Origin of the sequence: Klebsiella sp. GG_Kp175, from assembly GCF_040062325.1 — a bacterium.
In the GTDB taxonomy this organism is placed as follows: Bacteria; Pseudomonadota; Gammaproteobacteria; order Enterobacterales; family Enterobacteriaceae; genus Klebsiella; species Klebsiella quasipneumoniae.
Genome location: NZ_JBEAFX010000006.1, coordinates 153,314 through 165,496, shown reverse-complemented (window position 1 = coordinate 165,496; position 12,183 = coordinate 153,314). Strand labels below are relative to the sequence as shown.

General features: G+C 54.2%; 13 protein-coding genes. 5 read left to right on the top strand and 8 right to left on the bottom strand.

Annotated features, from left to right (window positions below):
• Positions 1-209: 209 nt before the first annotated feature.
• Complete coding sequence (gene pgl, locus ABLU73_RS13110; RefSeq protein WP_004886043.1) at positions 210-1,205, top strand: 6-phosphogluconolactonase; 996 nt, start codon at positions 210-212, stop codon at positions 1,203-1,205.
• Between the two features lie 109 nt (positions 1,206-1,314).
• On the opposite strand, the gene ABLU73_RS13105 is transcribed toward pgl, so the two are convergent.
• The 3 genes from ABLU73_RS13105 to ycgZ form a co-directional block, all read right to left on the bottom strand.
• Positions 1,315-1,581 (bottom strand): biofilm development regulator YmgB/AriR family protein, encoded by a 267-nt coding sequence (locus ABLU73_RS13105; RefSeq protein WP_004886050.1) that lies wholly within the window; start codon positions 1,579-1,581, stop codon positions 1,315-1,317.
• A gap of 51 nt (positions 1,582-1,632) precedes the next feature.
• Positions 1,633-1,938, bottom strand: coding sequence for a hypothetical protein (locus ABLU73_RS13100; RefSeq protein ID WP_017899616.1), 306 nt, complete (start codon positions 1,936-1,938; stop codon positions 1,633-1,635).
• A 124-nt stretch (positions 1,939-2,062) separates the two neighbouring features.
• A complete protein-coding gene (gene ycgZ / locus ABLU73_RS13095; RefSeq protein ID WP_004151693.1) occupies positions 2,063-2,308 on the bottom strand; it encodes a regulatory protein YcgZ in 246 nt (81 codons plus the stop codon).
• Between the two features lie 328 nt (positions 2,309-2,636).
• On the opposite strand from ycgZ, the gene ABLU73_RS13090 reads away from it, so the two are divergent.
• Both ABLU73_RS13090 and ABLU73_RS13085 read left to right on the top strand, forming a co-directional pair.
• Positions 2,637-3,848 (top strand): diguanylate phosphodiesterase, encoded by a 1,212-nt coding sequence (locus ABLU73_RS13090; protein ID WP_032455737.1) that lies wholly within the window; start codon positions 2,637-2,639, stop codon positions 3,846-3,848.
• A gap of 154 nt (positions 3,849-4,002) precedes the next feature.
• Positions 4,003-4,737, top strand: coding sequence for a MerR family transcriptional regulator (locus tag ABLU73_RS13085; protein WP_017899619.1), 735 nt, complete (start codon positions 4,003-4,005; stop codon positions 4,735-4,737).
• Positions 4,738-4,778: 41 nt separating this feature from the next.
• Here ABLU73_RS13085 and ABLU73_RS13080 read toward each other — a convergent pair whose 3' ends face one another.
• Together ABLU73_RS13080 and ABLU73_RS13075 are read right to left on the bottom strand one after the other, a co-directional pair.
• Entirely contained in the window at positions 4,779-5,333 is a 555-nt protein-coding gene (locus ABLU73_RS13080; protein ID WP_017899620.1) for a helix-turn-helix transcriptional regulator, read from the bottom strand.
• Positions 5,334-5,415: 82 nt separating this feature from the next.
• Positions 5,416-5,628 (bottom strand): biofilm development regulator YmgB/AriR family protein, encoded by a 213-nt coding sequence (locus ABLU73_RS13075; protein WP_004886058.1) that lies wholly within the window; start codon positions 5,626-5,628, stop codon positions 5,416-5,418.
• A 370-nt stretch (positions 5,629-5,998) separates the two neighbouring features.
• On the opposite strand from ABLU73_RS13075, the gene ABLU73_RS13070 reads away from it, so the two are divergent.
• Together ABLU73_RS13070 and ABLU73_RS13065 are read left to right on the top strand one after the other, a co-directional pair.
• Complete coding sequence (locus ABLU73_RS13070) at positions 5,999-6,295, top strand: hypothetical protein (protein WP_165455318.1); 297 nt, start codon at positions 5,999-6,001, stop codon at positions 6,293-6,295.
• A 53-nt stretch (positions 6,296-6,348) separates the two neighbouring features.
• Positions 6,349-6,855, top strand: coding sequence for a hypothetical protein (locus ABLU73_RS13065; RefSeq protein ID WP_004886059.1), 507 nt, complete (start codon positions 6,349-6,351; stop codon positions 6,853-6,855).
• A 16-nt stretch (positions 6,856-6,871) separates the two neighbouring features.
• Here the strand turns inward: ABLU73_RS13065 and ABLU73_RS13060 are convergent, their stop codons facing one another.
• Genes ABLU73_RS13060 through ABLU73_RS13050 form a run of 3 tightly spaced genes read right to left on the bottom strand, consistent with a single transcriptional unit; the run spans position 6,872 to position 11,985 of the window.
• Positions 6,872-7,795, bottom strand: coding sequence for an acyltransferase family protein (locus tag ABLU73_RS13060; protein WP_074186554.1), 924 nt, complete (start codon positions 7,793-7,795; stop codon positions 6,872-6,874).
• 38 nt (positions 7,796-7,833) lie between these two features.
• Positions 7,834-10,899 (bottom strand): efflux RND transporter permease subunit, encoded by a 3,066-nt coding sequence (locus tag ABLU73_RS13055; RefSeq protein ID WP_264923467.1) that lies wholly within the window; start codon positions 10,897-10,899, stop codon positions 7,834-7,836.
• Entirely contained in the window at positions 10,900-11,985 is a 1,086-nt protein-coding gene (locus tag ABLU73_RS13050) for an efflux RND transporter periplasmic adaptor subunit (protein ID WP_048294404.1), read from the bottom strand. It lies immediately after the preceding gene.
• Positions 11,986-12,183 lie beyond the last annotated feature (198 nt).

Sequence of the window (12,183 nt, the reverse complement as noted above, 5' to 3'; positions counted from 1 at the left end):
GTTGAAAAGTACCTGGCCATGATGGTACACCGCCGTGGCGTCAGGACCAATTTTTCCACATCTGCCGTGAATGTCTGTATGCCCTTTGTGCCGCCTTCCGTCGGTAATTCGGTCGGCGATGCGAGTATCATGGGCGGATGTCTTATAATTTTCAGGGTGCTGTTATCCTGAAAATGAAAAATCCACGTGCAGTGAGGGAAGGAGTAGTCATGAAACAAACCGTTTATACCGCCAGCCCGGAAAGCCAACAAATCCACGTCTGGAGTCTTGAAGCGGACGGCAAACTGACGCTGGTGCAGGTGGTTGATGCCCCGGGTCAGGTCCAGCCGATGGTGGTCAGTCCCAATAAGGAGTATCTGTACGTTGGCGTTCGTCCGGAGTTTCGCGTGTTAGCTTATCGCATCACGCCGGATAACGGGGCGTTGACCTTTGCGGGAGAAGCGGCGCTGCCGGGCAGCCCGACCCACATTTCTACCGATCATCATGGCCGCTTTGTCTTCAGCGCCTCCTACAATCAGGGCTGCGTCAGCGTGACCCCGCTGCAGGATGGCCTGCCGGGTGAAACTATCACCGTGGTGGAAGGGCTGGAAGGCTGCCACTCGGCCAATATCTCCCCGGACAACCGTACCCTGTGGGTGCCGGCGCTGAAGCAGGATCGCATCTGCCTGTTTACCCTCAGCGAAGATGGTTTCCTCTCCGCCCAGGAGCCAGCGGAAGTCACCACCGTCGAGGGGGCGGGTCCGCGCCACATGGTGTTCCATCCGAACCAGCAGTATGGTTACTGCGTCAATGAGTTGAACAGCTCAATTGACGTTTGGGAGCTGAAAGACCCGAATGGCAACATCGAATGTGTACAAACTCTGGATATGATGCCGCCTGATTTCACCGGCGTGCGCTGGGCGGCGGATATTCATATCACTCCGGACGGGCGTCATTTGTACGCCTGCGATCGTACCGCCAGCATCATCACGGTGTTCAGCGTGTCGGAAGATGGTAGCGTGCTGGCGGTGGAAGGCTATCAGCCGACCGAGACCCAGCCGCGCGGCTTCAATCTCGATCACAGCGGTAAGTATCTGATTGCCGCCGGGCAGAAGTCGCACCATATCGCGGTGTACGAAATTACCGGCGAGCAGGGGCTGCTGCAGGAGAAAGGCCGCTATGCGGTCGGGCAGGGACCGATGTGGGTGGTGGTCAACGCTCACTGATCCGTCAGGCGGTAAAAGAAAAAACCTCGCGTGAGCGAGGTTTTTTTGATCAGAGCGGACAGGCTCTGTAGGGAAGGTGTTGCCCTGGTAGACCTGAAGCGTGAAAACCTTAGATATCGTCCATGGTGTAGCCGACGACAATCTCCAGCGTTTTACGGATCACGTCAGCGGTCACCACGTCATCGGTGCTTTCCAGCGCCTGAATCAGCCATAAAATAATGGCCTTATTGTTCAGGTGACCCTCGGACTGGAGAATACTGTTGATGGCCAGCGACATCACGGCGGACTCATCAACCAGCTTATCACCGGCGTTACGGAAATAGTCGGAGAGCGCGGTGTCCTGCAGTCCTGCGTAAATATCGGGTTGCTGATGCATAGTCTGTCTCATCACATTCTCACTCTGTGTTATTCACCATGGTTGGGAGACTCAGTGGATCTTTTTACCTTCCAGCGCCATGGCGCTTTGTGTCGGCGAACCTCGGGTTTCCCAACGGCCATTGATTTTCTTTACCTGCAAAGGCGCTTGCTTGCGCTGACGGGCAAGCTTCGCGCAAATTTCTTCGATCACGGCAGCGATGAGCTTTCTTCGCTGTCGGTCTGACTCTGTCGCCTGCATCAACCGAAGTCGAACCAGCAGGGTCGGAGTGGTAATCGGGCGATTCGTTTTCAGAAGCGCGAGCACCGCCTCGCCGATGATCTCATCGGTGATTTCCTCAGTTTCACTGCTATTCATAACCGTCTCTCTGCATGCCACTCTCTCCCTGAATCTGCGAACGGGCATTCAGGTCAGCAGCAGGTTTGTGGAAGCGATCGCCCCTCATCTGCTACTGCGGCGCAACAGGCGACGATCGATGACGTTATTCCTGACCGGCAAACAGCAGACCAATTAAGGTCTGATAGTGACTCTCTTCCTCGGGGGCACGGGCGCGGTCGAGGCGGCTCAACAGTTTGGTGCACAGCGCTTTGCGGTTGAGATGACGCCCTTCGTTGAGAATATCCATCACAATCTGACCCAGCGTTTCCTGCTGGGAAGGTAACGATGCTTTGTTGAAATACTGGGCAATTGCGTTCGCTGTATCTGGAATGTAACCATTCTGCTGCATATGTGCTCCTTTCATTTCATTCATCTGTTAACTGCCATTAAACTTATACAATATTTACTAACCTGTACACACAAAGTTGCACAGAAATGATTCAAAACGTGTTAACATTTTGATTTATAATCGGTTAATTTTTTATGTTTAGTGTGTTTCTGGCTTGTGAAGGTAGGGGTTAGCGTTGCATGTTGTACAAGAAAAGAAAAATGCAAAAGCCTTGCACAAAACATGGATTTTTAGTGTATCTTTTTTGTTAAGACAAAACCTAGTTTTACAAGACGATTAGCCTGATAACTGCTACTGTGAATGCTTATCCCTCCCATCTGGAATCACTATGCTAACCACCATCATTTATCGCAGCCATATTTGCGACAATGTCTCATTCAAATCGATCGAGGCCATGGTTGCCAGGGCAAACGAGAGAAATGGGCAGGCGGATGTCACCGGTATTTTACTTTTTAACGGGACGCATTTTTTTCAACTCATTGAGGGGCCTGAAGAAAAGGTTCGGGATATTTATCAGCATATTTGCCGCGATCCCCGCCACTATAACCTGGTGGAGCTTCTGTGCGACTATGCGCCGTCCCGCCGTTTCGGTAATGTCGGCATGGAACTGTTTGATTTACGCGAACATGATCGCGAGGAAGTGCTGCAGACGGTGATGGACCGCGGGACCTCAAAATATCAGCTCACCTATGACGACCGGGCACTGCAATTTTTCCGTACCTTCGTCGAATCAACGGAAAAAGCGAACTATTTTGAGATTCCTTCCGCTGACAGCTGGGTATTTATCCCCGATCAGAATACTTTCTATCCTGATACCCCGATAAGTGATAATAATGAAAGCTGGTCCTTTGCCTTCCAGCCGATCGTCGACCCTTTCGCCTGCGAAATTATTTCGTGGGAAGCGCTGTTACGCGCACCGGACGGCCAGTCGCCTGGCGCCTATTTTGCCGGGCTTTCCGGTGACGACATTTATCTCGCCGATCTGCACAGTAAACGGGTGGCGCTGTCGCTGGCGGGGAAATTAGGGTTACGTAATAAGGCGTTAAGTATTAATCTACTGCCGATGACGCTGGTTAAAGCGCCGAACGCGGTGGGTTTCCTGCTCGATCAAATTCAGCGTAATGATCTTATTCCTGAGCAGATTATTGTCGAGTTTACCGAGCGGGAAGTGATTTCGCGGATGGATGATTTTACCGATGCGGTGCGAAAGCTAAAGGGGGCGGGCATCAATCTCGCCATCGACCACTTCGGCGCCGGGTTTGCCGGGCTGTCACTGCTGGCGCAATACCAGCCCGACAGAATTAAAATCGACCATGAGCTGATCCGCAATATCCACCAGGATGGGCCGCGCCAGTCGATTGTACAGGCGATTATCAAATGCTGTTTTTCACTGGAGATTGCGGTCTCAGCCGTCGGCGTTGAGCGCGCTGAAGAGTGGATGTGGCTGGAATCAGCCGGTATTTCACAGTTTCAGGGGAATTTGTTCGCCAGCGCGCGCCTGGGGGGCTTGCCTGCCGTCGCCTGGCCAGAGAAAAAATGATCCATCTCGAAATCAGCTAATTATTTTTTCATCTTTTTCCCAAGCGCTGTGAGCCACAACCTGATATCTTTATCTGTACAAGAAAATAGAGTTGTACAGGATGCCTGAATTCGTTAGTTTAGGTATTAAAGTATCAGGTTGATGTGAGGCTGCTATGGCGTTTTACAGTATCGGTGAAGTCGCCGAACGTTGCGGAATCAATCCGGTCACCCTGCGCGCCTGGCAGCGTCGTTACGGGCTACTGAAGCCGCAGCGTAGCGAAGGCGGGCATCGACAATTTGATGAAGAAGATATCCTGCGCATTGAAGAGATCAAGCGCTGGATAGAGCGTGGTGTATCAGTAGGGAAAGTTAAAGCGCTGCTGGAGGATAACCTGCCGGCGGCGCGCGACGAATCCGCGCATCTTCAGGAAGAGATGATGTCCATTCTGCGTTATATGCAGCCTGCCAGAATCCGTGCCAAATTAATGGCGCTAAGCCATCAACACCCCGTCGACACGCTCATCGATAGCCTGTTAGTGCCGGTACGTCAGCGTCTGAAGCTCGATCAGAATACCTCGCTGGTGATTAGCAGTATGCTGGATGGTCTGTTGATTGACTGCGTGGCGCTGTTTCTTGCCGAAGCGCGTAAGAAGAACGGCAGGGAGACGCTGCTGGTGGGCTGGAGCAATGAGGACAGGACCCGTCTGTGGCTGGAAGCATGGCGTCTTTCCCAGCGTGGCTGGCACGTCAACGTCCTCGCCGAACCGCTGGAGTCGCCGCGGCCCGAGCTGTTTCCCGGCCAGCATATCTTCGTCTGGACCGGACGCGCTGCCACCCCTCTGCAGGAAGAGCTGCTCAGCCACTGGCAAGAGCAGGGCTTCAGCATCCATTTTCACGGTAATAATTAATCGCCCCGATCCGCAAAGCAGACCGGGGCTAACGCGCCGGGTTACAGGTGGATCTGGCTCCAGGATTTAAAGGTTTCGCTGCGGCTGATATTAAAAAAATCGGTCCTACCGCTACAGCCGAGCTTTTTAATCAGATTCAGCCGGATCTGATAAATGGTTTTAATATGCAGATTCAGCGACCGGCCAATGCTGGCGACCGCTTCGCCATTGCTGATAAGTTGAATCACTTTCTTTTCCCGCTCGGTAAACTGCACCGAGGCGCCCGGCGCCGGGTGGGTTTTATAGTAGCGGGTGGGCTGGTGCAGAAATATCTTTAACTCTTCCGGCGTTGAATTGGCCGGTAAGCGCAGCATAGGCAGTTCACTCAGAAAATTAAGATCGTTGCCTTCGGTTAACAGAATAAATAACGTATCCCGACGGTTATAGTTGTGCTGCAGTACTGCGAAATAATTGTCGCTGGTAAAGAAAACATGTTTTTTGCGAAAGTAAGATGCCGGCAGACTATTCAGGATCAGCGACATCCCGTAGAGAAGAAAACGATTATCAAACCACAGATCGTAATGTTCAGTACGATAGCAGGTATTATGGTGTGACATTTTATTTGCCTCAGTTAGCCGATAGAGACCCAGGCGTGCCGGCACCGCGGGGGTGAGCCTGCTGCCAGCTCCGCGGGGTTAATTAATGATGAGGTTTGCTGGACAGCATATCCAGCGCCTGCAAATAGAGGTCGGAAAGTATTTCATTACTTTCCGTTTGCAGGCGATGCTGGATTTCCGTAATCATCCGCTCATTATTTATCGTTCTGTGCTGCTTAATGAGCGTATTTTCAATATTCTTCATCAGGGCCGAATTGAAGACAAACTCTGCTGGAATGGTATTTTTAATATGCATAGCTCGAACTCTCCCACGTATAACGCAAACTGACAATAAAAGTCGCTACGTACCATTGGTACGCGCTAAGTCACGAACAGGAAATGCAAAACCAGGAACCACCGCCTGACTTGCCGCGCCACCGTTAAACATCCCCGCTTCGTTGCGCAACAAGCAGTTAACACTCCAAAACTATAGACGGTGATTCTGCTATGTACAACTTTTTTCAGGACTATATGTACAACGGAACGACTTATTTTTGTATTTTGTATTAATTGATTGATTTTAAAGAATTTTGTTGTTTGCATTACTTGTACATAAAATCCGGTTTGTGCAAGATACCTTTGTAAAACTGGCGGGAAGAGGCTGACGATAATGAGAAGGTGATGTTTTGACCGGCGTGCTGGATGAAATAGCGCCGACGCAGGAAGGGGTACACAGCAACTCTGTCGTCGACAGGTGGCTTTCTTCCGCGTCGGACGCTAATCATAACGAAAAGCAGGTGAGGTTTTGTCTTTTTTTTGCACAATTAGGTAAAGGGAAACACATCGGTCATTTCGTTGTCGGTTTGCTCAGTTTGTTGGCGGATAAGGGGTGTGCTACGCTTTTTAATAACGATGTGGCGGTTGGGCATCGTTATCTTTCCCCCATTTCCCTCTCGGGCTTTTCCCCTTGTCCCGACGGATAAATATGGCAGAAGCTATCTGTCCATGGACAGGCCTTGAAGACTGAGGAGGGAAAATGCGCGGTAGAACCGTAATGCTCCTGGCCGGGTTAGCGACTCTCGCGCAGGCGAAAGAGATTAACCTCTATTCGATGAATACCGGTTCCTATGTTTACCATTTGACCAATAACCATGGGCAATATACTGAGAATTTCGAAAACCACTTTTTCTCAGTGGAACGTAAATTCTCAGAAGACTCGAAATACAGTCTGCTGATTGGCACTATGAATAATAGCTTCGACGATCGCTGCCTGGCGCTGGGCGTGAGAAGAGACTGGTACCACAACGGCAGCGGATGGACCTTCAAAGGCGTTTACGGCTATACCGGCGAATTCTTCTTCGACGCCTTCGAGCATTGCGGCGATCATGGCTCCTATAAAGATTTTAAGGATGCCACCGGGATCGGCTTTTCACCCTATATTTACCATGCTATCCAGTACAACTTTACCGACTATTTCGCTCTTGAGAGTGGCATCATTATTCCCAGCGTGTTTGTGATCAGCATTCAGTGGAGCTTCCGCTAAATCGCCGCGTTGTCGGTTACAGGGTTATCACCTTCTTGAGCAGCGTACTGGAGAGCGCGGCAAGGGAAATGAGCACCGACAGGACAAACGTTAGCGCAATCACTCCCAGCTTGGTGGCTAACGAGTGTATAGGGATCAGCATCACCAGCAGGTGAAAAACGGAGTAGTGCAGAATATAGACCCCGGTCATCGCTTTGCTAACCGTCGCCAGTACCGCCTCCTTCAGTTCGCGGTTCTTTTTAAACTGCACGGCGTTAGCGGCGATCACCAGCAGGACGATCAGAATATAAATCTGCGACCCCGTCAGAATGAACGCATTGCGATCGGCTTTAAACAGCGCGAAGAAAAAGTGGCGCTCATAAAACCAGGTAAATAAATAGACAAAGGGCAGGGCGATAATCGACCCTTTAATGACCCGCGGGTCGCGTATCCACTCCGTGACTCGCGGATCGTTAAACAACTGCCCGGTTAAATAAAAAAGTAGCCATGTCCACAGACGATACTGCGGCGCCAGGCTGAAAAGATGTCTTTCCGGATAGAGCACTGAGAGCAGGTCGTAACCATAAGAGCAGCACAGCAGCGTCAGGACCACGGTGAAAAACAGGCCGCGCCGCTGACTGAGCCAGGCAATCAGGGGATGGAAGGTATAGATGACGATCAGGGCGAAAATAAACCAGGGCTGGATAAGGTAGCCGCGCTGATAAGGCTCCCAGACATAATAGACCGTCATCCAAAACAGAAAGACGATCACCACGCTTTTAATTTTGCCAATTTGCCAGTTGGCGTCGTGGCGCGTCTGCGCGTCAAGATAGCCGGCTACCACAAAAAACAGCGGCGTGGCGATGGTCGAGACGAAGGTCAGCAGCCCGAGGATCCAGTGATAGTCATAATCAAAGCGATCCCAGGTGTTATAGATGGTGAAAAAAGTCACCGCTGTCATACAGCCGAGTGTCTTAATAATGCTCAGACCGGTACTGTTCATCGTTGAGGCGTCATATCCTTATGGTGAAAGCAGGCGTAAATCACCGGCAGAACCAGCAGCGTCAGCACGGTGGCGAAGGCCAGACCGAACATAATCACCACCGCCATACTCTGGAAAAAAACATCGCGCAGCAGCGGGGCAAGGCCAAGCACGGTGGTGAAGGCGGTCAGCAGGATTGGCCGCAGACGGGATGTTGCCGCATCAATGATCGCTTGTCGTTGATCTTTCTCTTGTTTTTGTTGCTCTATCTCTTCCACCAGCACAATGCCGTTGCGGATCAGCATGCCGCTGAGGCTGAGAAGGCCGATTAAGGCCATAAAGCCGAAGGGAATGCCGGTCAGCAAAAAGCCGGGCGTGACGCCGATCAGCGCCAGCGGCACGGTCAGCCAGATGGCGACAGCGTTTTTTAGCGAACTGAACATCAGCACCGTAATGATAAACATCACCAGATAGCCAAGCGGTAGGGTCGTGAACAGCCCTTGCTGCGCCTCACTGGAATTCTCCGCATCGCCGCCCCATTCGATACGGTAGCCATGCGGCAGCGTCAATGCGTCAATGCGTGGTTTCACCCGGGCGAGAATATCACCCGAGGTTTGGCCGCTTGGCGGACTGGGGTCGGTCTGGACCGTCAGCACCCGGGTGCGATCCCGGCGGAGAATCAATGGATCTTCCCACTCCAGTGAGAAGCCATGGATGACGTTACTCAACGGGATATACTGCTGGCGGCTCTGGCTCCAGACCAGCACGTTATTCAGGTGGTTGGCATCCTGTCGCTCCGTTGCCGGCGGCCGGACGATCACCGGCAGCAGATCGGCGCCCTCGCGATATAACCCGGCGCGACTGCCGGAGAAATTCATCTCCAGCGCATGATCAATGTCCTGTTTATCCACCCCCAGCTCGCGCCCCAGCGCCGGGGAGTACTGTGGGCGGATCACCTTGCTGCGGTTCTGCCAGTCGTTACGCACGCTGTCGGTGGCCGGATCTTCGGCGAGAATATCGCTCACCTGACTGGCCAGCGCGCGCAGCGTATCCGGGTCAGGGCCCTTAATGCGCACCTCAATTGCGCTATCCCCGGAGGGGCCGAACATAATGCGTTTAGTGCTGGCGTTCACCTGCGGGTAGTTTCTGGCGATCCAGGCTTCCACGTGGCGGGTGACGGGCGCGATGCCGCGCTGGTCGTCCATCCGCACCATAATTTGCGCGTAGTTGCTGTACTGCCGCTGGCCGCTGTAGGTAAGAATAAAACGCATACTGCCCTGGCCAATGGTGGCGACGGTGGTGACTACCCCCGGCTGGCCGGCGATCGACCGCTCAATATCGCGGGTCATCTGCTCGGTGGCGTTAATATCGGTACCGTAGGGGAGCCACAGGTCGACAAAGAAAATGGGCGTATTCGATGACGGAAAGAAATTCTGCCGAACGAAGGTGAAGCCCCAGATAGCCGCGGCCAGCAGGGCGCCCATCAGCACCAGGGTCACGGTCTTTTGCTGCAGCAGTATTCGCAGCGTCTGCTGATAGCCGCGATAAAAGCGGCCGCGGTATGGATCGGCTTTTTCCGCCGACGCGGCGGCCGACGGGGCGTGCTTAAACAACCACCACTTAATGAGTACCGGCGTGATGGTCAGGGCGGAGAACCAGCTTAGCATCAGCGAGATCAGCAGTACCTGGAACAGGGATTTGCAATACTCCCCGGTGGAGTCCTGCGAGAGGCCAATCGGCGCGAAGGCGAGGATGGCGATGATCGTGGCGCCGAGCAGCGGCAGGGCGGAGCGGCGGATCACATAGTTAATGGCGCCCAGCAGCGGCGAACCTTGCTGGCGGGCGATCAGCACCCCTTCGACAATAACGATGGCATTGTCCACCAGCATACTCAGGGCGATGATCAGCGCCCCGAGGGAGATCCGCTGTAACTCTATCCCCCAGATATACATGATAAGCAGGGTGCCGAGAACGTTGAGCGCCAGCGACAGGGCGATAATGATCCCGCTGCGCACCCCCATGAACACCAACAGCACGCCGACCACGATCGCAAGGGCCATCAGGAAGTTGGTAATAAAGCCATTGACCGAGTGGGCGACCTCTGCCGCTTGATCGTAAAAAATGGCGATGTCGATCCCCGCCGGTTTGTCGGCGGCCATCTGCTGGAGGCGGGCTTCAAGGGCGTGCCCGACGTCAATGACGTTGACGCCAGGAATAAAAGAGACCCCCATGGTCACCGCCTGGCGGCCGTTGGCATGATAGATACTGGACGGCGAATCGGTCAGCCCGCGCGACAGTGTGGCAATATCCCGCAGTCGGGTGGTGGCGCTGGCGCCGTGAGGGCTGACCAGCAGATCCCCCAGCTCATCGATGCTCTGAAACTCTCCGGTGGGGTGAAGGCGGATCGATTCGCTGCCAACGCGGATCTCTCCGGCGCTGGACACCACGTTGAGCCGGGTCAGGATAGCGGCGAGCTGGTTGAGCGTGATCCCGCGCGCCGCCATCTTCGCCAGCGAGATATCAACATTGATCTGTTGCGGAATGACGCCGCCGATAGCGACTTTACCGACCCCAGGAACCAGCACCAGCTCCCGACGCAGCTGTTCGGCATAGCGCACCAGTTCGGGGTTGGTAAAACTGTCGCCCGAGATGGCGAAGAAAAAGCCAAACACATCGCCAAAGTCGTCATTGACGAAGGGGGTCACGACGCCAGCCGGGAAAAGTCGGCTGGCGTCACCGACGCGGCGACGTAGCTCATCCCAGATTTGCGGCAGCTCGCTGGAATGGTACTGCGAAGCGATATTCACCGTAATTTGCGATAAGCCATTTGAGGAGATGGAGCTGACGTTATCCAGTGAGGGAAGCTGCTGAATCGCATTTTCCAGCGGCAGGGTCACCTCCTCCTCCACCTGCTGAGCGGACGCGCCAGGGTAGTGGGTGACGATCACCGCCGTTTTAATGGTGAAGGCAGGATCTTCCAGACGGCCGATATTGAGCAGGGCGAACAGACCCCCCACCCCCAGCAGCAGAATGGCTAACCAGACGCGGGTCGGGTTATTAATAAACTGACGGGAAATGTCCATTTATAATCCTCGTTCACGCGTCCAGATCCGCACCGGCTGCCCGGCATGCAGCTCGCTCACGCCCGCCGCGACCACCTGCTCACCCGCGTGGAGACCGTCGGTGATAGTCACTCCCTGCGCGGTCACCTCGCCGACGGTGACTTTGCGCTCTTCAAGAAACCGATGCGCATTGTCGCCTTTCACCACCCAGACGATGGGTTCATTCTTCGGCCGGTTATCCGGGTTAAACACCGCCTCCACTGGCACCACGAGGGTTTCCCTTCCGGCGCTGGCCGGTAAATTGCCGAGGTTGACCGTCACGGTGCCGCTAACCCCGCCGACGGTGGGAAAATCATCCGGCCGCGGCATGGTTAAAATGATCTGCCAGGTGAGGGTGCTGTTATCGCTGCTGCCGGTATGCTCTTTGTATTCCGCCGTAAATTCGCGGCCCGGCAGGGTATTGATCCTGACGACGGGACGGTAGGCGGTATTACGGATATCCAGGGAAGTGAACAGATTTTCGGGAATGCTGAAGACTACATCCAGCAGGTCGGTCCGCGTCAGGGTGATCACCGGCTGGCCGGCGGCGACCACCTGATGGTTGCGGATATGCACGCCGGCGGCAATCCCGCCGAAGGGCGCGGTGAGGCTCATTTGCGCCAGCTCTTCACGGGCGATTTTTAAGGCCGCGTTGGCGGCATCGCGATTGGCGCGCTGCACGTCCATTTCCGCCTGGGAGATGGCCTGACGTCCCGCCAGGGTCTGGAAGCGGTCGAACTGACGCTGGGCGAGGGTGGCCGCCGTTTGTCGCTCATTGACCCGCTGTTGGGCCTCGCGGGCATTCAGGCGCGCCAGCGTTTGTCCCTGGGCGATGGTCGCCCCCTGGCGAATATCCAGCGATTCCACCTGGCCCCCCCGCTTAAACGACAGCTCGGTGGAGTCGCCAGACTCGATACGTGCCGGAAACGTTCGCTGCTGGGTATTGCCCACGGCGGTCACCTGCGCCACCTTGACCATGCGCGGGGCGGACTCGACGGACGGCGATTTCTGATCGCAAGCGGTTGCCAATAAAATAACAACCGGGATGAGAGAAAAATAACGGTTCACAGTATTCCCCTCAGATTCAGGATTTATTTTACATTTTTATTACGCGGCGCACGCTTATTCGGCGAGGGCGGCGACAACCAGATAGGTGAATAGTCCCACCAGCGTGCAGGCGACAATGGCCAACGCGACAAAGAATCCCAGACGTAACAGGCTATAACCAAACATGATTTTCTCCCTTAACACCCACCCGAACCGCAA